22 protein-coding genes and 1 tRNA gene are annotated in these 22917 nt (G+C 47.5%); 2 read left to right on the forward strand and 21 right to left on the reverse strand.

Going from position 1 to position 22917, the window contains the following annotated elements:
- Positions 1-26: 26 nt before the first annotated feature.
- From gpmI to OIU26_RS19920, 5 genes are all read right to left on the reverse strand, one after another.
- Positions 27-1571 carry a 2,3-bisphosphoglycerate-independent phosphoglycerate mutase gene (gene gpmI, locus OIU26_RS19900; RefSeq protein WP_013368820.1) on the reverse strand — a complete coding sequence of 515 codons (1545 nt, stop codon included), beginning with the start codon at positions 1569-1571 and terminating at the stop codon, positions 27-29.
- 1 nt (position 1572) lies between these two features.
- On the reverse strand, positions 1573-2325 hold the full coding sequence (gene tpiA / locus OIU26_RS19905) for a triose-phosphate isomerase (protein WP_264217782.1): 753 nt from the start codon (positions 2323-2325) through the stop codon (positions 1573-1575).
- A gap of 59 nt (positions 2326-2384) precedes the next feature.
- A complete protein-coding gene (locus OIU26_RS19910) occupies positions 2385-3566 on the reverse strand; it encodes a phosphoglycerate kinase (protein WP_044786793.1) in 1182 nt (393 codons plus the stop codon).
- Positions 3567-3689: 123 nt separating this feature from the next.
- Positions 3690-4700, reverse strand: a complete 1011-nt coding sequence (gene gap / locus OIU26_RS19915; protein ID WP_013368817.1) for a type I glyceraldehyde-3-phosphate dehydrogenase — start codon at positions 4698-4700, stop codon at positions 3690-3692.
- 87 nt (positions 4701-4787) lie between these two features.
- Positions 4788-5825, reverse strand: coding sequence for a sugar-binding transcriptional regulator (locus tag OIU26_RS19920; protein ID WP_013368816.1), 1038 nt, complete (start codon positions 5823-5825; stop codon positions 4788-4790).
- 259 nt (positions 5826-6084) lie between these two features.
- Between OIU26_RS19920 and OIU26_RS19925 the strand changes: the two genes are divergently transcribed.
- Both OIU26_RS19925 and clpP read left to right on the forward strand, forming a co-directional pair.
- Positions 6085-6156 (forward strand) — tRNA-Arg (locus tag OIU26_RS19925).
- 211 nt (positions 6157-6367) lie between these two features.
- Complete coding sequence (clpP, locus tag OIU26_RS19930) at positions 6368-6964, forward strand: ATP-dependent Clp endopeptidase proteolytic subunit ClpP (protein ID WP_013368815.1); 597 nt, start codon at positions 6368-6370, stop codon at positions 6962-6964.
- Positions 6965-7076: 112 nt separating this feature from the next.
- On the opposite strand, the gene OIU26_RS19935 is transcribed toward clpP, so the two are convergent.
- From OIU26_RS19935 to hisD, 16 genes are all read right to left on the reverse strand, one after another.
- Entirely contained in the window at positions 7077-8186 is a 1110-nt protein-coding gene (locus OIU26_RS19935; protein ID WP_264217783.1) for a PdaC/SigV domain-containing protein, read from the reverse strand.
- A gap of 237 nt (positions 8187-8423) precedes the next feature.
- The gene (locus OIU26_RS19940; protein WP_137077578.1) at positions 8424-9179 is read right to left on the reverse strand and encodes an SIMPL domain-containing protein; all 756 of its coding nucleotides are present in this window, start codon (positions 9177-9179) and stop codon (positions 8424-8426) included.
- A gap of 274 nt (positions 9180-9453) precedes the next feature.
- Positions 9454-9723, reverse strand: a complete 270-nt coding sequence (locus OIU26_RS19945) for an HPr family phosphocarrier protein (protein ID WP_013368811.1) — start codon at positions 9721-9723, stop codon at positions 9454-9456.
- Between the two features lie 135 nt (positions 9724-9858).
- The gene (gene whiA / locus OIU26_RS19950) at positions 9859-10803 is read right to left on the reverse strand and encodes a DNA-binding protein WhiA (protein WP_013368810.1); all 945 of its coding nucleotides are present in this window, start codon (positions 10801-10803) and stop codon (positions 9859-9861) included.
- 5 nt (positions 10804-10808) lie between these two features.
- Complete coding sequence (locus OIU26_RS19955; protein WP_013368809.1) at positions 10809-11795, reverse strand: gluconeogenesis factor YvcK family protein; 987 nt, start codon at positions 11793-11795, stop codon at positions 10809-10811.
- A gap of 12 nt (positions 11796-11807) precedes the next feature.
- Complete coding sequence (rapZ, locus tag OIU26_RS19960; RefSeq protein ID WP_013368808.1) at positions 11808-12707, reverse strand: RNase adapter RapZ; 900 nt, start codon at positions 12705-12707, stop codon at positions 11808-11810.
- A gap of 63 nt (positions 12708-12770) precedes the next feature.
- Positions 12771-13721 (reverse strand): ROK family glucokinase, encoded by a 951-nt coding sequence (locus tag OIU26_RS19965; RefSeq protein ID WP_013368807.1) that lies wholly within the window; start codon positions 13719-13721, stop codon positions 12771-12773.
- 406 nt (positions 13722-14127) lie between these two features.
- A complete protein-coding gene (gene trxB / locus OIU26_RS19970) occupies positions 14128-15081 on the reverse strand; it encodes a thioredoxin-disulfide reductase (protein ID WP_013368806.1) in 954 nt (317 codons plus the stop codon).
- 39 nt (positions 15082-15120) lie between these two features.
- On the reverse strand, positions 15121-16890 hold the full coding sequence (locus OIU26_RS19975; RefSeq protein ID WP_165084364.1) for a tetratricopeptide repeat protein: 1770 nt from the start codon (positions 16888-16890) through the stop codon (positions 15121-15123).
- A 233-nt stretch (positions 16891-17123) separates the two neighbouring features.
- Positions 17124-17948 (reverse strand): histidinol-phosphatase HisJ, encoded by an 825-nt coding sequence (hisJ, locus tag OIU26_RS19980; protein WP_025675864.1) that lies wholly within the window; start codon positions 17946-17948, stop codon positions 17124-17126.
- A gap of 35 nt (positions 17949-17983) precedes the next feature.
- Positions 17984-18724, reverse strand: coding sequence for a bifunctional phosphoribosyl-AMP cyclohydrolase/phosphoribosyl-ATP diphosphatase HisIE (hisIE, locus tag OIU26_RS19985; protein WP_264217784.1), 741 nt, complete (start codon positions 18722-18724; stop codon positions 17984-17986).
- On the reverse strand, positions 18721-19479 hold the full coding sequence (gene hisF / locus OIU26_RS19990) for an imidazole glycerol phosphate synthase subunit HisF (RefSeq protein ID WP_165084360.1): 759 nt from the start codon (positions 19477-19479) through the stop codon (positions 18721-18723). The genes hisIE and hisF overlap by 4 nt, the downstream gene beginning before the upstream one ends.
- 11 nt (positions 19480-19490) lie before the next feature.
- A complete protein-coding gene (gene hisA, locus OIU26_RS19995; protein ID WP_264217785.1) occupies positions 19491-20222 on the reverse strand; it encodes a 1-(5-phosphoribosyl)-5-[(5-phosphoribosylamino)methylideneamino]imidazole-4-carboxamide isomerase in 732 nt (243 codons plus the stop codon).
- Between the two features lie 92 nt (positions 20223-20314).
- Positions 20315-20944, reverse strand: a complete 630-nt coding sequence (hisH, locus tag OIU26_RS20000; protein WP_264217786.1) for an imidazole glycerol phosphate synthase subunit HisH — start codon at positions 20942-20944, stop codon at positions 20315-20317.
- Positions 20945-20947: 3 nt separating this feature from the next.
- Entirely contained in the window at positions 20948-21556 is a 609-nt protein-coding gene (hisB, locus tag OIU26_RS20005; RefSeq protein ID WP_025675860.1) for an imidazoleglycerol-phosphate dehydratase HisB, read from the reverse strand.
- Positions 21540-22853 carry a histidinol dehydrogenase gene (gene hisD, locus OIU26_RS20010; protein WP_264217787.1) on the reverse strand — a complete coding sequence of 438 codons (1314 nt, stop codon included), beginning with the start codon at positions 22851-22853 and terminating at the stop codon, positions 21540-21542. The genes hisB and hisD overlap by 17 nt, the downstream gene beginning before the upstream one ends.
- Positions 22854-22917: the final 64 nt, after the last annotated feature.

Below are 22917 nucleotides of genomic sequence, written 5' to 3' on the forward strand. Positions count from 1 at the left end.
TCAAGCCTATACTTATTAAATCAAGCTTACTTGCGGGATGCAATCATAGATTTTCCTGTCATTTCCGCAGGTTGCGGAAGTTGCATCAAATCCAGAAGCGTTGGAGCTACGTCAGCCAGAATTCCATGCTCACGCAGAACGATATTTTCGTCAGTCAAAATGAACGGAACCGGATTCGTTGTGTGAGCTGTGAACGGACGTCCCTGCTCATCAATTTCCATATCCGCGTTACCATGGTCAGCGATGATAATTACCACGCCACCTTTGGCTTTAACTGCATCTACAACACGTCCAACACATTCATCCGTCGTCTCTACTGCCTTAATTGTTGGTTCCAGCATACCGGAGTGTCCAACCATATCCGGATTGGCAAAGTTCAGGATAATCGCATCATGCTTGTCAGCTTCGATTTCCTTAACAGCAGCATCCGCTACTTCATACGCACTCATTTCAGGCTGCAGATCATATGTAGCCACTTTAGGCGAATTGATCAAAATACGAGTTTCGCCAGGAAGCTCCACATCGCGTCCGCCACTGAAAAAGAAAGTAACGTGCGGATACTTTTCTGTCTCAGCAATACGCAATTGCTTTTTGTTGTTTTGTACCAGCACCTCGCCAAACGTGTTGTCCAGGTTTTTCGGTTCATAGGCAACAAAGCCTCCAACCGTTTCACTGAACAAGGTCAGGCAAACAAAGTGCAGATCCTTAGGCCATTTTGGCCCACGGTCAAAACCACGGAAATCTTCATTGGTAAATACTTGAGACAATTGAATCGCACGGTCAGGACGGAAATTCAGGAATACGACAGAGTCATTGCTTTCGACCAGCCCTACAGGGCTTCCATCAGCCTTCACAATAACAGTTGGTTCCACGAATTCATCGAACACTGACTTTTCATACGATTCCTTCAATGCTTCGAGTGGATCGGTGTATTGAGGACCTTCACCGTATACGATTGCACGGTAAGACTTCTCAACACGTTCCCAACGTTTGTCGCGGTCCATTGCATAATAGCGCCCTTGTACGGTTGCAATTTGGCCAATGCCCACTTCCTGAATTTTAGCGACCAGTTGTTGCATAAAGCCTACGCCGCTATCAGGCATAACGTCACGTCCATCCATGAAAGCATGAATGTACACTTCAGTTAATCCTTCTTTTTTAGCCAGATCCAGCATAGCGAACAGATGGCTGATATGGCTATGCACACCACCGTCGGACAGAAGTCCGTACAGGTGAAGTTTAGTGTTGTTCTTCTTCGCATGTTGCACGGCTTTAACCAATGTTTCATTGTCGAAGAACTCGCCTTCACGGATGGACTTCGAAATACGAGTCAAATCTTGATATACAATTCGACCTGCGCCGATGTTCAAGTGACCTACTTCGGAGTTACCCATTTGTCCTTCCGGCAGACCCACCGCTTCACCAGAAGCCGTCAACGTGGTATGTGGATACTGTTTTAAATACCGGTCGTAATTCGGTTTGTTGGCCTGTGCAACCGCATTACCTTCCACAGTGTCACGCAGTCCGAATCCGTCCATAATAATTAAAGCTACCGGTTTTGGTGCTGTCATCTTACTTCGCCCCCTCAACAAGCGCGATGTACGACGCCGGTTGAAGACTGGCACCGCCCACGAGCGCGCCGTCGATATCGCTTTGACCCAGGTACTCAGTAACATTTTCAGGTTTTACACTACCACCGTACTGAATACGTACAGCATTTGCTGTATTTTCATCATACAGCTCTTTAATCAGACTACGGATGTAGGAAATCACTTCATTCGCATCCTGCGAAGTGGAGGATTTGCCTGTTCCGATGGCCCAGATTGGCTCATAAGCAACTACGACTTGTGCTGCTTGATCTTTAGCCAGACCAGCAAAAGCTGCTACAGTTTGCACTTTTACAACTTCTTTGGTTTGATCTGCTTCACGGTCTTCCAGCTTTTCGCCTACACATACGATTGGTGTCAGGCCATGACGGAATGCTGCATGAACCTTTTTGTTCACCGTTTCGTCTGTTTCGTTGAAATACTCACGACGCTCGGAGTGTCCGATCACAACGTAGTCTACGCCCAGATCTTTCAGCATTCCGCCGCTGATTTCACCTGTAAATGCGCCATCTTCTGCAAAGTGCAGGTTTTGTGCGCCGATTTTAATAGATGTACCTTTTACTGCTTCAACCAGAGCAGGAAGATTTGTAAATGGAGCACAGATAACGCTCTCCACTCCTGCAACCTCTGCTTTACCTTTGATCTCTTCGATGAAGGTTTTAGCTTCTGGTACGGTTTTAAACATCTTCCAGTTACCCGCGATAATCGGTGTTCTCAATGGTTTCAACTCCTAACTATTAGGTGCCCTAAAGCCTTTATTACGCGTAATGCGTTTGATTATTTATCGTTAAGTGCAACAACACCCGGAAGTGCTTTGCCTTCCATGAATTCCAGGGATGCGCCGCCGCCAGTGGAGATGTGATCCATTTTGTCAGCCAAGTGGAATTTTTCAGCCGCAGCCGCAGAATCACCGCCACCAATGATGGTGTATGCTTCTGTTGTAGCACAAGCTTCCGCTACTTCACGAGTACCGCCAGCGAAAGGCTCGATTTCAAATACACCCATTGGTCCATTCCAAACAACCAATTTGGAGTTTTTGATAACATCTGCATAGATTTTACGAGTTTTCGGTCCGATATCCACGCCTTCCCAATCTGCAGGAATGCCGTCGATGTCCACAATGTTCGTGTTCGCTGTAGCGCTGAAATCGTCAGAAATAACGATATCCACAGGAAGGTAGAAGTTTTTGCCAAGCTTCTTCGCTTTTTCAATAAATCCAAGAGCTACGTCCAGTTTGGATTCATCCAGCAAAGATTGACCCACTTCATGACCTTGAGCTTTGAAGAATGTATAAGTCAAACCGCCGCCAATAATTACGTTATCTGCAATGTTCAGCAGGTTGTCGATTACGTCGATTTTGTCTTTTACTTTGGAACCACCAATAATGGCTGTAAAAGGACGATCTGGATTCGACAAAGCTTTACCAATAACAGACAACTCTTTTTCCATCAGCAAGCCGGAAACAGCCGGAAGGAAATGCGCGATACCTTCTGTAGAAGCATGAGCACGGTGTGCTGCACCAAAAGCATCATTCACGAAAATGTCAGCCAGTTCAGCAAATTGCTTAGCCAGTTCAGGATCATTTTTCTCTTCTCCTGGGTAGAAGCGTACATTTTCAAGCAATAGCACATCGCCGTTTTGCAGTTCAGCCACTTTCGCTTTAACAGCTTCACCAACTGCTTCGTCCACTTTAACAACTGGCTTTTTCAGCAGTTCGGACAAACGTACACCAGCAGCAGTCAGACGCATGGATTCAACGACTTGACCCTTTGGACGTCCAAAGTGACTCGCCAAAATAACTTTTGCACCTTTTTCAATCAGGTAGTTAATGGTTGGCAAGGTTTCGCGAATACGCTTGTCATCTGTAATTTTACCATCTTCAACCGGAACGTTAAAATCTACACGAACAAACACCCGTTTTCCATTCAGTTCTATATCACGTACGCTCTTTTTGTTCATCTCCATATTCCTCCGCACCCTTATAATTTTACGAAACAGGAATTTAAGGCACATTTTGATATATAAAGAGCGGAAACAATAACACCTGTTTCCGCTCTATGATGTTGCTCGATAAGGAAATTCTTATTTAGCCAATTTAGCGAAGTATTCCAAAGTACGGATCAATTGTGCAGTGTAGGACATTTCGTTGTCGTACCAAGCTACAGTTTTAACCAGTTGTTTGTCGCCAACAGTCAGAACTTTAGTTTGAGTTGCATCAAACAGGGATCCGAAAGTCAGACCTTTGATGTCAGAAGAAACGATTTGATCTTCAGTGTATCCGTAAGTTTCAGGATCGGAAGCTTCTTTCATCGCTGCGTTGATTTCTTCAGCAGTTACGTTTTTCTCCAGAACTGTTACCAGCTCAGTCAGGGAACCTGTTGGTACTGGAACACGTTGAGCTGCGCCATCCAATTTACCTTTCAGCTCAGGGATAACCAGACCGATTGCTTTAGCAGCACCAGTAGTGTTAGGGATGATGTTTTCAGCTGCTGCGCGAGCACGACGGAAGTCACCTTTAGCATGTGGAGCATCCAAAGTGTTTTGGTCGCCAGTGTAAGCGTGAATTGTAGTCATCAAACCTTCAACGATACCAAATTTGTCTTGCAATGTTTTAGCCATAGGAGCCAGGCAGTTAGTTGTGCAAGAAGCACCGGAAATTACAGTTTCAGATCCGTCCAGAATTTCATGGTTTACGTTGTAAACGACAGTTTTCATGTCGCCAGTAGCTGGAGCGGAGATAACAACTTTTTTAGCGCCGCCTTTCAAATGTTTCTCAGCAGCTTCTTTAGTTGTGAAGAAACCTGTGCATTCCAGAACGATGTCTACACCCAGGTCTCCCCAAGGCAATTCTTCAGGGTTACGGTTAGCCAAAACTTTAACTTCTTTACCGTTTACTTTGAAGAAACCGTCATGTACTTCTACTTCCCCTTGGAAAGTACCTTGTGTTGTATCATATTTCAACAGATGTGCCAGCATTTTGGAATCTGTCAAGTCGTTAATTGCTACTACTTCAATACCTTCTACGTCTTGAATACGGCGGAAAGCAAGGCGTCCAATACGTCCGAAACCGTTAATACCAACTTTAACTGTCATGAGTGAGTTCCTCCCAAAGTTCGTTTAGTTTTATATATTCAAGACAGACCCGAAAGCCCGTCAAGACAACACAATTAAAAAACCTTATCAATCTCTTAAATAACGGCTTACAATCTCGGCAGCAGCGCCTTCGTCGGTGACAAGAATGTCTTCCTGTCCGAAACGCAATACTGCATGAATAGCAGCAGCCTTGCTCTTGCCTCCAGCCACACCCAGCACCGTCTCCGTACGCCTGATGTCCTCCAAACGGAGTCCAAGCGTCAGCATTCTGTGAACAACGACGCCGTCTTCGTTAAAATAATAGCCAAACGATTCGGCAACCGCGCCCTCATTGCTGATCTGGGCAAAGGTTTCAGGGTCAAGCTTGCGTCTGTGGGCCATTGCTATGGCGTTGCCTATTCCGTGAATGATAATACGACTCTCTCGAATCAGGCTCAATATATCCTGAATATTCGTATCCTCAAGCAAGGAGTTGTAAGCATGATTGCTGAGCAAATCCGGTACATGGAGCAGACGGTATTGAGCGCCGACCTTGCGAGCCATCGTGGAAGCAATTGTATTTGCCTGCATTTCCATGCTCTCTCCCAAACCCCCGCGTGCCGGTACAAACCATCCGCCTTTAAGCGGGCCGTTAGCAGGTAATGTCAGTTGTTCCGCCACATCTGCAATCGTCGTGCCACCTGTTACAGCGACCACGTCCTCGTCATCCATAACACTCAGCAGCGCCTTTGCGCCAGCACGGCCCAGTTCCTGCTTCGCTAACGGTGAAGCATCCGAATCCCCTGGAACGACAACCACCTTCCTCAAACCGTAGGCTTGACGAATCTGATCCTCCAATTGGGACAGGCCGAACAAGTTGTTCGCAATCGGCTCCAGCTGTTCCAGCAGATCCAGTCCTGCTTTGCTCACCTTCATGCCCACACTCTCAATCTCAATTAGCCCTTGCGCTTTAAGGAGATCAGTCTCAGCGCGCAGTACGCGCTCGGTCATATCCAGTGAAGCTGCCAGTGTTCTGCGTCCAATAACTTCGGACAACATAATCTGATGCAGGATCGTGTACCTTTTTTTCAAAACATCCATGAGGTCGGGCAGAAGCTGCTTCTGTATTTCTAATATCTTTCGCATGCTTTCCACTCCCGCACACTTCTAAGTTCTGTCTCTATGCTATATCTCTAACTGGTCTTAAAATGTCCCGGGATAACTTTTTAAGTCCCACGTATATCTTACCCAATATTTGCTTCACATGCAAGTCTATCTGAACCTATATTTCTCAACTTTTTATGTGAATATGCGCACGTAATAAAAGCTTGCAATTCAATGCCGTATATCATATAATCATCTTTGTTTCCAATTAATTAGTTAGTTGCTTGTAATGTTCATCTGTGCGCCCGTGGTCCAACGGATATGACGTAGGCCTCCGGAGCCTGAGATCGAGGTTCGATTCCTCGCGGGCGCGTCGTTTTATATGATTGGCTAATTGTTCCATATAATGTTTTTAACCAAAAAGAGCGCTGAGCGCTCTTTTTTTAATCAATAGTTTGACTTTCTTTGACTTTTTGTTTGAAATTGTTTATCATGTGGTTAATACGGTAACAGTTTATAAATAGGGATGTGTAATCGGCATATCCACCAAATCCACTAACGATATTTAAGGGAGGTTTTTTGACGTGAGCTATGTTCCTATGGTAGTAGAACAAAGTAACCGCGGCGAACGCGCCTATGACATTTATTCCAGACTGTTGAAGGATCGCATTATTTTGTTAGGCTCGGACGTCAATGACGTTGTAGCCAACTCAATTATTGCACAAATGCTGTTTTTGGCTGCTGAAGATCCTGAAAAAGACATTCACTTGTATATTAACAGTCCTGGCGGTTCCATCACAGCTGGTATGGCCATTTTCGATACGATGCAATACATTAAACCTGACGTATCTACCATTTGTGTAGGTATGGCTGCTTCTATGGGCGCTTTCTTGCTGAATGCAGGTGCCAAAGGCAAACGTTTTGCCTTGCCAAACAGTGAAATTATGATTCACCAGCCACTGGGCGGTGCACAAGGACAGGCAACGGATATCGAAATTCGCGCCCGTCGCATTCTGAAAATGCGTGACAAATTGAACCGCATTCTCGCAGATCGCACAGGTCAACCACTGGAACGCATCGAAAAAGACACAGACCGTGACTATTTCATGTCCGCTGATGATGCCAAAGAATACGGTATTATTGATAAAGTGTTAACTAGCTCCTCTCCAGAAGGTGTATAAGAAAAGTGGTTTACTTCTGAATAGCTGGTAAATAGAAAGGCTGCCTCGGATTTTTGTATCCAGTAGGCAGCCTTTCTGATTTGCTATTTTTTAAAAATATAGGTCATCCAAATTATTGATTTTGTCCCGCAAAAGGCTTTCCGCCCTGAGGCAGCAGTTGAGCGAACGAGTAAGTAAACTCCGGAATTCCATACGCGTATGGAGCATAATCATACAAATCAAACACGATGGTTACTCCACTATTGGTCACATAAAAATTCTGATCTGCGGCCAACTCTTTAAATTTTTCAAAACCTTCGCCAGCCTGGAGCGCATCAATTTTTTTCTTCAAATCAGCATTCAAAAACTTTTTATAGTTCGGATTTGCCTTCAATACGTCAGACAATTGCAGCAGCTTGCCATCAGCGAGCGAGAACGTGTATCCTTTACGCGCCGTCATACCATGTGCGCCACCTGTATACGAGTAGTCCTGCATAATCACACTTAGAATACCGTCCTTGTTATAGGCAATTGCAAAATCATTCTCGAAATCATACGGTCTTTCTGCTGTAACCTCTCCCTCTGCCACCATCTTTTTGCCTGCTGCCAATACTGTCTCTGCATGCTTTTTTAGCACATTATTAATGGCCTGTTGAGCCTCAGGATTCAGCTGGCTGCCGCTGATTTGTGGATACTTAATCTTATAAGACACCTTTGCATTACTCGAAGCTGGAAGCGTCTGAGATGCAATTGTGATTGGATTTAGCTGGCTTTTACTTAATGTTACGGTTTTCTGAACTGCATTCCACTGAGCATCGATACCCAGATAGTCTTTCAGCAGACTTATAGGAATGTACAGCTTCCCGGCGATCATTTTGGCATCCATGCTGCGCGTGTTGATTCCGTTCACATTGACATAGGCATCCGAGGAGGAGACCACGATATAGAGTTTGTTGTACCCACTCCCCACTGTATATGTCCCTTCTTTGGTGTCATAGCTCACCGGAATTCCCAAGCTGTCACGCAGTGCTGCCACTGGAATCATGGTGTTCCCGTTCACTTGAATACCTTTAGCCGCCAACGTTTTACCATTCCATTGGATGGCGATCCCTGGTTGCTGTGTTGTCGCTTGCTGCTGTTTGGTCGATGCTGCCCCAATATAGGAAACGGGAATAACCACAACCCCTGCTAAAATTCCCGCTGCCAGCAATGCTGAGCCCCATTTTTTTGTATGTTTGTTCATCGTAAGTATTCCTCCTATTGCAAATCTGTATAATCTATGTGTTTTGATCACTTTTCTTATTATATCTATACCCTATTGTATGTAGTTTACAATCTGTACACTCCCTGATTTCAATCTGTACACCTAACAGCCATTAGCTATGACAGACTCATTACAAAACGGTTTCAATAGACAAAAGAAGCCAACAAGTCATCCTGCAATGTTGCAGGCGCTTGCGGCTCCGCTTAATGGTCTATTCTAGTTCATCTCATATTGGGCAGACACTTGGACTTTCACCGTTACTTGACCCGACTGTATCTCTGTTCCGCCACTCATATCCATGAGCGCTTTGGACATGGCATTCTCACGTTGTGTGAAAACCTGAGCTTCCCCGCCATCTACTGTCACATTCACCAGAGCTCCTAAGCCGCGTTTAGCTGATTTTGCTACGGCACTGGCTTTGGATTGAGCATTATCCAACGCCTTTGCAATGGCTGCTTCCTCATAAGCGGAAGGATTCTCTACGGAAAACTGTATATTATCTACGTTGTTTGCACCGGAGTTTGTAGCCTCATCCAACAGTTGACCAATTTTGTCCAAATTGCGGTATTTCACTGAAAGTGTATGGTTGGCCATGTAGCCTTTGAGCTTCTGTCCTTCTTTCTCGTTATAGGTATAGTTAGGTTGTACAGAGAACTGGCTTGTCTGAATATCGTCTGCACTAATGCTCCATTTTTCTTTTAACAGCTGTGTAACCTTGTTTATTTTCGCAGCATTGGCTTTTTGAGCAGCAGCAGCGGTGTTTCCTTCCGATTGCACACCAATAGAGAGATAAGCGATATCTGGCTTAGCCATTATTTCACCACTTCCACTCACGTTAATTACACCATTCGCCGTCGTCGCCGTTGCTGCATAAGCGCGATCAGCTCCCGTCCACAGCCCTCCTGCTATTCCCCCAGCTAATAATGCTCCTGCAAGAATTGCTGTGCTTACTGTTTTTGTCCAAACTCTCATTGTAGTCAGCCTCTTTCTTGAAAATGTTTGTACCTTCCAGACGGAAAAAACGGGAAAAGGTTGCAGCCAAGCGGTATAAATTTCCGAAACAGAGCATTACCCAGGGGTTTTAACTATTTGTAGCTTGGACTTAACGCGGTCGCTATATTCAAATAATTATACATAAATAGCTTAATGGCGGGGCTGGTTGAATGCTTTTTTCTGGATACAAAAAAAAGCCCCCGAGGGGGGCTTTCACTAAGAGCATACATCATATCACAAAGCAAATGTTCGTTTATTGATTTTCCAGCTCTACCTTACTAACCAGACTTACTAAAGCGTTTACAGCCTGTTCGGCATCCGCACCTTCAGCACTAATATTGATTTCAGTACCTGTACTGATGGCGAGGCTCATAATACCCATGATGCTCTTGGCATTAACCTTTTTGTCTTCTTTTTCCACAAAAATTTCAGATGAATATTTATTCGCTTCCTGTACGAACAACGCAGCAGGTCTGGCGTGCAGTCCTGTTTTCAAGCGTACAACTACTGGATGTTTTGACATGTCAGCTTACCCCCTCATCAAATAAATCTGGACGCTATTTACTCCATTTTATTTATCACATTATAACATTAACCCGGGACAGACACTAGAAAAAAAACTAAAAAAACCGGTTCTAAAAGCCCCACAGACCCTCTTTTACGGAATCAGGCCGTTTTCCCCCCTGATTTTGTCAGCCATCTCATCAATTTTGCGAAGTCGATGATTTACACCCGATTTACTCACGACCCCTTTGAGCATTTCCCCGACTTCTTTTAAATTCAAATCGGGATGAGCGAGCCGAATTTCTGCCACTTCACGCAGTTTATCTGGCAAGGTCTCCAAACCAACTTCCCTCTCCAGCAACTTAATATTCTCAATTTGCCGGACAGCAGCTCCGATCGTCTTGTTCAAATTAGCTGTTTCGCAATTAACAATACGGTTTACGGAATTGCGCATATCGCGCATGATACGTACATCTTCAAATTTGAACAAGGCTTGGTGCGCCCCAATGATACTGAGCAGCTCAATGATCTTCTCGCCTTCCTTGATGTAAAGGATAAAGCCTTTTTTTCGCTCAATACAGCGGGCATTGAGATGAAACTCATTAGCGAGATCAACTAGCGCCTGACAATGCTCCTCATACATCGAAGAAATTTCAAGGTGGTAAGACGATCCCTCTGGATTATTCACAGAGCCACCTGCCATAAAGGCACCTCGCAGATAAGCCCGCTTACAACAGTTTTTCCGAATGATATCCCGATTAATCCCGTCAGTGAACAAGAAGCCTTCTGAGACAATATAAAGCTCCTTTAGCAGCTCTTGTACACCATTAGGAATACGGACAATATACACATTATTTTTTTTCAAGCGCATTTTTTTCCGTACAAGCAGTTCGATGTGAAGTTGAAAATGCTTTTTGATCAAGGAGTAAATCCGCCTTGCAATCGCGGCATTTTCTGTGGACACGTCCAATATCACCCTTTTATTCGACAGTTGTACGGATCCGAGCATACGTATGAGCGCAGACAGTTCCGCTTTTTCACAGCAGGGCTGGCTTTCAATCATCGTAAGCTCTTTTTTCGTTTGTGCCGCAAAGGACAAGGGACTCACCTCCTTCTTAACATCCAGTTTTGTACCAATTGGTAAATATGCTGGCTCAGTTTGTCGGCGTCATGCCGTAAATACGTGCGGAACAGAACTAACGTATCTGCCACTACTTTATATCCTCGATCAGCCAGCTCGCCCATGTCTACTTGAACAGGCTTAGCTCCCTGCTCGGCATACATTTCCTGTACTTGGGGTGGAATTTCTCCGTTATTTACAATGACATAGTCGAACAGATGATGCCCTACATGCTCATAGATCGCTTGCAGGTGATCTCCCACTGTATAGCCATCGGTTTCCCCCGGCTGGGTCATCACGTTACAGACAAATATTTTGATAGCATCTGATTTCACCACAGCCTCAGCAAGTTTCGGTACAAGCAAATTCGGTAAAATGCTGGTATATAGACTGCCGGGACCAATTAGAATCGCATCGGCTTCATTAATGGCTTCCACAGCCTCAGGCAACGGCTCCACGTGAGTCGGTTCAAGAAAAACACGTTTGATTCGTCCGCCCGCTTCTGGGATTTTGGACTCCCCGGTGATCACCGTGCCATCCTCCATCTCGGCGCTGAGCACAACGCCTTCCTCAGCCGCCGGTAGTACACGCCCTCGGACAGCAAATACACGGCTAAGCTCACGCACTGCCGTTACAAAATCCCCCGATATATCAGTCATCGCTGCTAAGATCAAATTCCCCAGACTATGGCCTGACAATCCTGATCCAGCACCGAAACGGTATTTTAGCATATCTGACATTACTGGTTCCACGTCAGCCAAGGCAGTCAGCACATTGCGGATATCCCCTGGAGGGGGCATCTGCAGCTCACTGCGCAATATCCCGGAGCTTCCGCCATCGTCAGCGACTGTAACAATAGCCGTAATATCCAGCGGCTTTTGCTTCAAGCCTCGCAGCATGACGGACAAGCCGGTTCCGCCGCCCATAACAACAATACGTGGGCGCTCCCGTTGTGATCCGGTCTCTTTCATGATTTCACCTCATTAATGCCGGTCCCGATCAGCATCCCGATGCGAAACAGAAACGGATTCTGTCTCGCTGGCACCCAGCATTTTTCCTAAATACTCCGATATTGCAACTGAACGATGCTTACCTCCAGTACAGCCAATACCGATAATGACCTGGCTTTTACCTTCTTTGCGATACTGCGGAATCAAAAAGTGCAACATATCCAGCAACTTGGTCAGGAACGCCTGAGTCTCCGGCCACTTCATGACATAATCATATACATCGCTATCCTGTCCCGTGTGTGGACGTAGCTGGTCCACATAGTGGGGATTAGGCAGGAAGCGCACATCGAATACAAGATCGGCATCAATGGGAATACCATATTTGAAGCCAAAAGAAGTAATATTCACGGACAGCATACTGCTCTCCAGATGAGAAAATCTCGAAATAATCCTCGCCTTTAAGGTTGCGGGCTTCATCGTACTTGTATCAATAACCTGTGTAGCGGAGCTTTTGAGTTCCTCCAACATCTTACGCTCCAAACGAATCCCATCCAAAGGCATACCATCTGGAGCAAGCGGATGCCGTCGACGGCTTTCTTTGTACCGCTGTACGAGAACACCGTCATTCGCATTCAAGAATAAAATTTCACAATGAATCGTAAAATGATCTTTAATATAATTAAGCGATTCCGACAAGGCGGTGAAAAATTCTCGTCCGCGTAAATCAATGACAAGAGCCACTTTGCCTATTTTACCGTTAGACTGCTCAATCAACTCGGCAAATTTGGGAATCAGCACAGGGGGCAGATTATCAACGCAGAAGAAGCCCAAGTCTTCAAGGCTCTGCACCGCAATGGTCTTCCCTGCGCCTGACATCCCCGTAATAATAATGAGCGTTGCCCACGGTGCAGCATTTTTTAGATTGTCTGTCATATGGACTTCCCTCTCCTTTTGCTTCTTCGCTCTATGCCAGTACCCCTATCATCAACCTGTGGATTAGGAGCGTAGCAGCAACCCTGCAGCCCCTACGATACCCGCGTCATTGCCTAACACTGCTGGTACGATATATACACCTTTTTGAAGCGGTTCAGGAGCCAGCTTGGCGTATACGCGACGCATCTCTTCAAACAAAAAGTCGCCTGCTTTAGAAACACCGCCGCCTATAATAAACAATTCTGGATTGAGCACAGCAGCAACAGCTGCCATCGATTTCCCCAAATAAAAGGCAGCCCGGTTCACGATACGCAGCGCGACTTCATCCCCGGCTTTAGCAGCATCGAATACTTCCTTAGCAGCAATGTGATCTTCCAGAGCCAGAGAGGTCCGGTCGCCACGTTCCACAGCATCCTTGGCCATACGAATGATGCCTGTTGCGGAAGATACAGTTTCCAAGCAACCCATTTTGCCGCATCCACACTGAATAGCCTCCAGATCAGGCACAACGCTGATATGGCCAATTTCCCCAGCCATGCCCGAAGAACCTTGATATATTTTACCGTTTATAATAATACCGCCACCTACGCCTGTTCCCAGGGTATAGCATACGCAGTTTTCAATGCCTTTGCCTGCACCAGCCCAAGCCTCACCCAGCGCAGCAACATTCGCATCATTGTCTATTTTCACAGGCTTGCCAATCCGGTTCTCTAGGAGCGCACGGATCGGTACGTCACGAAAGCCAATATTAGGAGCGAGGACAATAATACCATCACGAACATTCGTAAAACCTGCAACGCCTGCACCGACACCCTTTAGTTGATCCCACTCATAAGGAGATTCCTCAACAATGTGCCGCACATATTTTTCGATATTACCAATGACAACGTCTACACCTTTATCGGTTTCGGTTGGTCCCTCATATGTGTGCAAAAGCTGTCCGTTTTCATTACAAATGCCGACTTTAATCGCGGTACCACCCAAATCGACACCTACATAGATACTTTCAGACATGTTCCAAGCCACCTTTTATGTTTACTTAAAAATCTGGTATGAAATATAGCTTAAAATTCCTGCCTCATAATAGTAATCCTACGTTCCAACTATAATTGAAGCCCCCGTTACGGTCAAGGACACTTGCCTGTTGAAAAATGTACGATTAGCTGAACTTTTAACCTCATGCCTCCATAAGAAAAACGTCTGTTGACGTACTTTCAAGGAAGCCAGACCACGCTTAACGGAAATTTTTCTTGCGATTAAAGAATTGTTCAGCTCCGCTGAACATTTATAAATTCTATAATCATAAAAAGGAGAAAGCCTGTGCAAATGCACCAGGCTTTCTCTTCCTGAACAAACAACGGGGCTTAACAGAGGGCCCTTAGCCCCTCACATTAGCCACTTTGTGTATTATAGACACCCTTTATTGATCCAGTGTTTCGCTCCAGTCGTGGACGGCGCTGCCTTCAAGATACTTCTCGCAATCCATAGCCGCCATACAGCCCGTTCCCGCAGCCGTAATGGCTTGTCGATAACGGTTATCCTGAACGTCCCCACAGGCAAAAACACCCGGGATATTCGTTTCCGTCGTGCCTGGCTTCACTTCAATATAGCCGTGCTCATCGGTATGGATCTGTCCGTTCAGAAAGCCTGTATTCGGTGTATGCCCAATCGCCACGAACACGCCATCTGCCTCTATTAGCTCATCCTGGTTGGTCTCATTATTGTGTACTTTCAAGCCCTTTAAGCCAGTTTCTCCCGTCACAACTTCCAGAGGAGTCCGGTTTAATGCCCAATGTACTTTTTCATTCTCGCGTGCGCGGTCTTGCATAATTTTAGATGCCCGCAACTCGTCACGACGATGGACCAAGGTTACACTGGAAGCAAAACGGGTCAAGAAGCTCGCTTCCTCCATGGCTGAATCGCCACCGCCGACCACGATAATCTTTTTCCCACGGAAAAAGAAGCCGTCGCAAGTTGCGCATGTGCTAACTCCGCGACCTACATTGTCCTGCTCACCTGGAATGCCGAGGTATTTGGCGGACGCACCTGTAGCAATAATAACCGACTCCGCCTCAATGATGCCTTTACCCTCTACCTTCACTTTAAAAGGGCGCTTGCTGAAATCGACTTCCTCTACCCAACCGGAAGTAAACTCAGCGCCAAAACGTTCGGCCTGCTTGCGCATGTTATCCATCAGCTCAGGTCCGAGGATACCTTGCTCAAAACCCGGGAAATTTTCAATTTCAGTCGTTGTGGTAAGCTGCCCACCGGGCTGCATTCCTTCAATGATCAGCGGATTCATGTTGGCGCGTGCCAAATAGATAGCGGCTGTGTAGCCTGCAGGACCTGTACCAATAATTATGGATTTATACATACGTTTGTTGCCTCCTTTAAGTGATGTTTGGAGCAGGTCTCAGACCTGCTTTTTAAACGTGGAGAGCGGCTGCTTCAGCTTCTGTTTGATACCACACACGCTGTCAATTTGACGTGCGTAGCGGCTTACGGTCGATACGGAAATACCATAGCGGTCGGCTACTTCCTGATAGGTGACTGAATGATGATGCATTTTGGCTGTCAAATATTCCAGCGCAGCTGCCCATCCCTCAGTATGCTGAACCATCGGGACTTCTGGAGCAAGCCGATCCAGATACTCCTGCCAAAGTGATCTCAAATCATGCTGCATGGCCGGATCGGATGATTTGCTCATGACGGTCAGTACCTTGTCCAGCACGGCCTGCCATTGTGGATCAACTGGCGAAGCAGAGATATCACCTTCGGTTGTATGCGGATCTTTCTCAGCCTCCAACCGCTCAGGATGCTCCGTAACCGCGTGTGTATTCTGTACTTCCTGCTCTGCCAGCTCTTGCAATACTTGCAGAGCACGGCGTTTGAGTTCACTCTCCTGATCCGGGTCTTCTACGAAGGACTCCAGCGCCTGACGCACCTCATCGTCACCGATCAGGCTTAACGCCTGAATGACCTGAAGCTGAGTCGCCCGGTCTCCGTGGCGCAAGGCCCAAAAGAAAGATGACCGGATTAGCGGGTCCTTCTTCATACTGTCAGGCACCTGCTCAGCACCAAACTTCTCCCACATGCGGAATTGCTCTTCAAACGGGAGATGATAGTGATAGCTGAGCACTTGCAGCGGTGTACCTTCCTGCTGAAGCTCTTCCAATCTGGACAGGAAAAATCTTGGAACCTCCGAGGAAGCATCCTGCTTTTGCAAATGACTCCATAACCGCCGAGCTTCCGCATATCTTCCTGTATTGCTGGCAGCTACCGCTGTGTAATGGTACAAAGAAGCGTCCGCATTGTTCTCTCCATTGCCATGAAGCAACCTACGAAAATGTCTGTAGGCCTCCTCATGACGTCCGAGAATCCCCATAGTGGTCGCCAGCTTGAATACCTGCTCCTCCTGAAACGGTATAGTGACCGCCAAGGTTTGAACCAGACGATCCAATTCCGGACCGCCGCCTTCGTGCTGATAAAAAATCGCCAAGTTGCACAATGCGTGTAAATTACCTGGCTCATCCTCCAACACTTGAATAATGGTAGCCTTAGCATTTTGGAACAATCCCATGTAGTAATACGCTAGCGCCAGATTATTCCGCGCAGCGAACATGTCTGGTTGCTCCTCAGAAATTTGCTTGAGCAGTTGGGCTGCCTGAGCAAATTTCCCTTCCTCCAGCAGAACACGGGCCTGATCATGCTCAACCACTCCCTGCCGGGCCTTAATGCGGTTCAGCTTCGTCGGACGGTCCAGCTCATAATAGAGCAGCTCCATCATTTCCTCGGCTTCATCAAGAAACTGGCCTTCTTCGTCCTCCTCCAGGTACGTGACCAATGCTTTTTCCGCTTCTTCAAACTGCTCCATATTAGCGTAATTATTCGCCATATAGAAATAACATTCTGTCATCGACGAGTCTACGTCACTCAGAACAGAGGACAGGATCTCATTCGAACCTGCATAATCCCCCATCTCTGATAATATACCCGCCATATTGCAATGATTCACCGGATTATCCGGTTCATATTCAACGGCTTTGCGAAAATATTTCAATGCCTTGTCATAATGATTGCGATCAAGCGAGCGCACAGCTTTCTCAAAAAAGAAAGATGCGTCGAAACGCAAAGCAATAATCTTAGGGCTAGGTTCCGAAACTCGCAGATGTTTCCCTTTCATAAATAACCAAGGCACCTCCTTTAAAAGTAACTGGCATGTTCATACCCTTCAGTATACCACAACTTCAAAACGACTTGACAGTCGATCCTACCTCATTCCAAAAATCGGTTCCGTACTCATACCCCGATAGATACATATGCAAAAATACGCAAAATAGCCGAGCGCATTTTCCCTGTATGAAAGGTGCGTTCGGCTAGCAACTAAATATAACATTTTGACCCAATAAATAAGTATTATAGCGTTAACGGAACCCGTGAACGTTCACGATGCTGAAATACGGCAAGCTCGCGATAGCCGACTTCATATAAAAGTGATCGCGCCTTCTCCAAGTGCTCAGACAGCTTCGCTGGATCATGGGCATCCGAGCCGATGGTCAACGGGATACCTAGCGTGAAAGCTTGCTCCAGCATGCGGCGGCTCGGAAACATTTCGGCACAGGGTTTGGATAGTCCTGATGCATTCAGCTCCATTGCCCGACCGCTGCGGGCTACGGCTGAGAGTGCGGAGCGCTCCAATTCACGCAGCTCCTCCTCTTCCTCTGGTTTCGGATGATAGCCGAAGCGCTTAATGACATCCAAATGACCCATGATGTCATACAACCCCGTAGCGGCCGCCTTAGAAACCGCATCATAATATGTGCGGTACACCTCTAGCACATTTTTACCTTCCCAATGGTGTACCTGACGGAAGTCGGTGACATCCCACTCACCGAGAAAGTGGACGGAACCAATCACATAATCCCATGGGTATGCATGGACGATATCTTCGATTTCGCGTTCCCAGCCCTCGATATAGTCGCCTTCCAAACCAACACGAATATCAATTTGCCCTTTATAACGCTCCTTCAGATCCAAGCATTCTTCCACGTATCGGGGCAGCTCATCCATAGGCATCGCCATTTCTGGATAATAGTTGGCCGGTTCTACATGAAGCAGCGGCATATGATCGGATAAGCCGAGCTGATCCAGCCCCAGCCGGATCCCCTGCTGCACATACTCCTCCAGACTTCCTATCGCATGCCCGCAGCGGGAATGATGCGTATGATAGTCAATTTTCATGCGACTTCCCCCTTTCAAACCCTGCAACAGCCGTTCTAATCACGACGAGGACGTTCATGACGGCGATTCAGCTCAGCCAGCACGTCATCGAGTGGTAGCTTGCGCTCCTGCAACAGCACCAGCAGGTGATAAATCAGGTCGCTGACCTCCAGACGCAACTCCTCATTATCTTTATTTTTGGCTGCAATGATGGTCTCGGATGCTTCTTCGCCAACCTTTTTCAGGATTTTGTCTACACCTTTATCAAAAAGATAGGTCGTGTAGGCTCCTTCAGGACGCGTCTCCTCGCGTTCCTTAATAATTGCTTCCAATTGGGCAAGCACCTCAAAGCGGCCTTCTGAAGAAATGGGAATAGCATCGGTACGAGTTACCGACACTTGAGCTCCTGCTTTTCCTGCCACAGGTGTTACAGCTGTTCCTGGCACGGAAATATCACGAGAAAAGCAACTCGTTGTGCCTGTATGACAGGCCGGACCGCTCGGAATGACACGCACCAATAGAGCATCGCCGTCACAATCCAGCTGGATGGAGGAGATCTTTTGCGTATTCCCAGAAGTTGCTCCTTTGTGCCACAGCTCCTGTCTGGAACGTGACCAGAACCAGGTCTCTCCTGACTCCAAAGACCGTTTCAGCGACTCGCGGTTCATATAGGCCAGCGTCAACACCTGAAGTGTAGCATCATCCTGCACAATCGCCGAGACAAGCCCCGCCTCGTTCCAGCGGACATTATCCAGTATCTGCTCCAGAGATAGCTGTTGGTTCAATTCGTTGCTCATCGTATCTCCACTCCTCTGCGCTTCAAATCCCGTTTCAGCTCAGGGATTCCGATTTCTTTATAGTGAAAAATCGTTGCTGCTAATCCAGCATCCGCTTTACCTGACGTAAACACGTCATAGAAATGTTCCTGTTTGCCTGCTCCGCCGGAAGCAATCACTGGAATCCCTACGGTATCCGAAACCGCGGAAGTCAGCGGCAGGTCAAAGCCATCCTTAGTTCCGTCTGCATTCATGCTGGTCAGCAGAATCTCACCGGCCCCCAGATGCTCTGCTTCCTTGGCCCAGGCCAAGGCGCGAATACCCGATGGCGTGCGGCCTCCGTGCGTGTATACTTCCCATTCGCCCCACGCCTCATTGTACTTGGCATCGATGGCAACAACGATACATTGTGAACCAAAGCTGCGCGCACCTTCCGCGATCAGCTGAGGGTTGCGGACAGCCGCCGTATTTACGCCGATTTTATCAGCACCGGCACGCAAAATGCGTTTCATATCATCGACATGAGATATCCCGCCACCTACGGTGAAAGGAATAGCAATTTCTCCGGCTGTCTGTCGAACTACTTCTTCCATCGTGGCACGACCTTCAACCGAAGCGGATATATCCAGAAATACGATTTCGTCCGCCCCTTCCCGGTCATAAAGCGCAGCCAGCTCCACTGGGTCACCTGCATCGCGCAAGTTCACAAAATTAACGCCCTTAACCACCCTGCCATCCTTTACATCCAGACAGGGAATAATACGTTTAGCCAGCATGCCTACTCCCCCTATGCCTTTGCTACAGCTTGTACGGCAACCTGTAAATCAATGCTCCCTGTATACAATGCTTTACCCACAATTGCACCACCTACGCCTTCTTTCGCATAGGTGCTCAGTGTGATTAGATCATTCATCTTGCTGACACCGCCGGATGCAATCACGGTTCGTCCACTGCTTTTGGCAAGCGCTGCGATTGCCTCCACATTCGGGCCCTGCATCATGCCGTCACGAGAAATGTCTGTGAAAATAAATGTTTCAGCTCCCTTGGAGGCCAGTTCAGCAGCCAATTCATCTGCTCGAACCTCCGAGGTTTCGAGCCATCCACGCGTAGCCACATAGCCATTTCGCGCATCTAGACCGATGGCGATCCGATCACCGTAGGTACCCAATACCGCTTCCGTAAAAGCACGATCCTCAATAGCTGCCGTGCCCAAAATCACCCGGCTCACGCCCAGCGACAACAGCCGCTCCACATGCTCGCGCGTACGTAAGCCGCCGCCCACTTGTACAGGCACTTGCACCGCAGAAGCAATCCGTCCAATGAGCGCATCATTCACCGGTTGACCTGCTTTGGCACCGTCCAAATCAACCAAATGAATGTAGGAGCCGCCCAAGCGCTCCCATTCTCGTGCTACTTCCACCGGATTTTCGTTGTATATTGTCTCCTGGTTATAATCACCTTGTACCAGTCGTACACATTTGCCATCGCGAATATCAATCGCCGGGTATATCGTGAACAAAGTATGACCCCCTTATGAACTAATCAACAGCTATATACCTTCACACCCATCAACGCCCAAATTTGAGCCTACTAACACAAACGCTCAAGTAGTTATGCTCGCTTTTCCGCTTCCGCCAATTCCAAAAACTGACGAAGCAGACGCATCCCCATTTCTCCGCTTTTCTCCGGATGGAACTGCATACCGTATACATGGCCTCTGCCAACAATAGCCGTTACAGCTCCACCATAGTCGGTTACTGCCAGCAGGTCACTTTCGATCTCCGGCTTTGCATGATAGGAATGCACAAAATATACATGCCCTTCCTCCAAGCCCTGCAATAACGGGTGCTCTGGCTGGGTGATATGCAGACGATTCCAGCCCATATGTGGCACTTTAACGCCCAGATCAGGAGCAAACCGAACGACCTCGCCTGGTAATATATTAAGTCCTTCGTGACTGCCGTATTCTTCACCACGAGTGAATAATAGCTGCATTCCCAAACAAACACCGAGCAGCGGTTGTCCAGCACTTGCAACCTCCTGAATAACCCGATCCAATCTGCTGGAACGCAGATGTTCCATCGCATCCCCGAAAGCCCCTACACCCGGCAAAATTACACCGCTACAGGCACGAATCACTTGAGCATCTCCTGTCACTACAGCCTCATAGCCAAGGCGCTCAACCGCCCTGCTCACACTATGCAGATTCCCTCTGCCGTAATCCACAATGGCAATGGACATGGACTACAGCACTCCCTTCGTTGAAGGCACTCCTGTCACTCGTGGATCAATGGAGGTCGCCTCATCCAAAGCACGCCCCAGTGCTTTGAACACCGCCTCAATCATATGGTGGGTATTTTGCCCGTAGTGAACAATGACGTGCAGCGTCATGCGAGCCTCCAATGCAAATTTCCATAGAAATTCATGCACCAGCTCTGTCGAGAAGCTGCCTACCTGCTGAGACGGGTACTCTGCACGATACTCAAAATGAGGTCGATTGCTCAGATCAATAACAACCTGCGCGAGTGCCTCATCCATCGGTACAAAGACGCTGGCATAGCGCTTGATACCCTTTTTATCACCCAATGCTTCCAGCAAGGTTTGCCCCAGACAGATCCCAATGTCCTCGACGGTATGATGATCGTCAATGTCCACATCCCCTCTGGCCTGTACATTTAGATCAAATTGTCCGTGCTTGGTGAACAAATCCAGCATGTGATTCAGAAAAGGAACATCCGTTTCAATCTCGGCCTGCCCTGTCCCGTCTACTGCAAATGACAGCTGAATGTCTGTTTCGTTCGTTTTCCGGCTGACACTGCCTGTACGCTCTGCTTTGCTATTTTCGTTCCCCATCGCCATCCACCGCCTTCTTCTCATTGTCCAATCGAACTTGTATCGCCCGTGCGTGGCCTTCCAGCCCTTCATGCCGGGCAAGCTGCATAATGGTCTCTCCATTGCGCAGCAGTGCTTCCTTGCTGTAATAGATCATACTCGACTTCTTGATAAAATCATCAATATCCACTGGCGAAGAAAAGCGTGCTGTTCCATTCGTCGGAATGATGTGATTTGGTCCGGCAAAATAATCGCCTACCGGCTCTGAGCTGTACGCTCCCAGAAAAATAGCTCCCGCATTTTCAATCAGCCCCATATGCTCCATCGGCTGCTCTGTCATGATCTCCAAATGCTCGGGCGCAAGCCGGTTGACAATACGGATGCCCTCTTCCAAATTGTCAACGACAATGATGGCTCCGTATGCCTCCACCGATGCAGCAGCGATATCTCTGCGCGGCAACTCCGCCAATTGGCGCTGTACCTCGGCTAATACTTCTTCGGCCAAGCGTTGCGAAGGCGTAACCAGAATGGCTGAGGCCATTTCGTCATGTTCCGCCTGTGAAAGTAGGTCGGCCGCTACATAAGAGGGATTCGCCGTGTCGTCTGCCAATACGACAATTTCACTTGGTCCCGCAATACTGTCGATATCCACTGCACCGTATACCTCTCGCTTCGCCAGCGCTACATAAATGTTGCCGGGACCGCAAATTTTATCAACCGGTTCAATACTATGTGTCCCGTATGCAAGCGAGGCAATAGCCTGCGCTCCGCCAACCCTGTATATTTCCGTTACACCAGCCTCTGCCGCAGCTACCAGTGTATAGGGGTCGATCCCTGCCTTGCCGCCTGTCGCCGGGGGTGTCACCATGACGATCTCCGGTACTCCAGCCACTTGAGCTGGAATAACATTCATCAATACCGAGGAGGGATAGGCAGCTTTACCACCTGGAACATACACGCCTACACGTTTCAATGGTCGGATGATTTGACCGAGCAAGCTACCATCTGATTGTAAATCTATCCATGAGTTACGCTTTTGCTTGGTATGAAAAGCGCGAATATGAGCGGCCGCTTCTCGAATCGCCTGTATAAATGAAGGCTCTACCTTATCATAGGCCAACTTTAATTCTCCATCTGTCACACGAAGCTGCTCCGCTGTCAGCGATACACCGTCAAACATTTCTGTATACCGCAGGACAGCCTCATCTCCCTCTTGGCGTACCGATTGAATAATCGTACGCACAGCCTCGTTTTGCTCAGGTGTTCCGTAATCTACCTCTCGTTGGAGGCTGAAATCACGGGCTGCTACGATCTTCATTTGCTCATTCCCCCTACCTGCTGCTTGCTTGCAGAATGCTCCTGAACCGTTGCTCCGTTCCTTA

It is taken from the genome of Paenibacillus sp. BT-177 (assembly GCF_025846815.2).
Lineage (GTDB): Bacteria > Bacillota > Bacilli > Paenibacillales > Paenibacillaceae > Paenibacillus > Paenibacillus polymyxa_C.

Bases quoted from the DNA above. Each gene is read 5' to 3' on its own strand.
- hisD (WP_264217787.1), bottom strand. From the start codon at position 22,853: ATGAAGATCGTAGCAGCCCGTGATTTCAGCCTCCAACGAGAGGTAGAT.
- trxB (WP_013368806.1), bottom strand. From the start codon at position 15,081: ATGTATAAATCCATAATTATTGGTACAGGTCCTGCAGGCTACACAGCC.
- OIU26_RS19940 (WP_137077578.1), bottom strand. From the start codon at position 9,179: ATGAGAGTTTGGACAAAAACAGTAAGCACAGCAATTCTTGCAGGAGCA.
- hisIE (WP_264217784.1), bottom strand. From the start codon at position 18,724: ATGAGCAACGAATTGAACCAACAGCTATCTCTGGAGCAGATACTGGAT.
- gap (WP_013368817.1), bottom strand. From the start codon at position 4,700: ATGACAGTTAAAGTTGGTATTAACGGTTTCGGACGTATTGGACGCCTT.
- gpmI (WP_013368820.1), bottom strand. From the start codon at position 1,571: ATGACAGCACCAAAACCGGTAGCTTTAATTATTATGGACGGATTCGGA.
- OIU26_RS19945 (WP_013368811.1), bottom strand. From the start codon at position 9,723: ATGTCAAAACATCCAGTAGTTGTACGCTTGAAAACAGGACTGCACGCC.
- hisH (WP_264217786.1), bottom strand. From the start codon at position 20,944: ATGTCCATTGCCATTGTGGATTACGGCAGAGGGAATCTGCATAGTGTG.
- hisJ (WP_025675864.1), bottom strand. From the start codon at position 17,948: ATGAAAATTGACTATCATACGCATCATTCCCGCTGCGGGCATGCGATA.
- rapZ (WP_013368808.1), bottom strand. From the start codon at position 12,707: ATGACAGACAATCTAAAAAATGCTGCACCGTGGGCAACGCTCATTATT.
- OIU26_RS19955 (WP_013368809.1), bottom strand. From the start codon at position 11,795: ATGAAAGAGACCGGATCACAACGGGAGCGCCCACGTATTGTTGTTATG.
- hisF (WP_165084360.1), bottom strand. From the start codon at position 19,479: ATGCTGGCTAAACGTATTATTCCCTGTCTGGATGTAAAGGATGGCAGG.
- OIU26_RS19920 (WP_013368816.1), bottom strand. From the start codon at position 5,825: ATGCGAAAGATATTAGAAATACAGAAGCAGCTTCTGCCCGACCTCATG.
- OIU26_RS19975 (WP_165084364.1), bottom strand. From the start codon at position 16,890: ATGAAAGGGAAACATCTGCGAGTTTCGGAACCTAGCCCTAAGATTATT.
- OIU26_RS19935 (WP_264217783.1), bottom strand. From the start codon at position 8,186: ATGAACAAACATACAAAAAAATGGGGCTCAGCATTGCTGGCAGCGGGA.
- OIU26_RS19965 (WP_013368807.1), bottom strand. From the start codon at position 13,721: ATGTCTGAAAGTATCTATGTAGGTGTCGATTTGGGTGGTACCGCGATT.
- hisB (WP_025675860.1), bottom strand. From the start codon at position 21,556: ATGGGGAACGAAAATAGCAAAGCAGAGCGTACAGGCAGTGTCAGCCGG.
- OIU26_RS19910 (WP_044786793.1), bottom strand. From the start codon at position 3,566: ATGAACAAAAAGAGCGTACGTGATATAGAACTGAATGGAAAACGGGTG.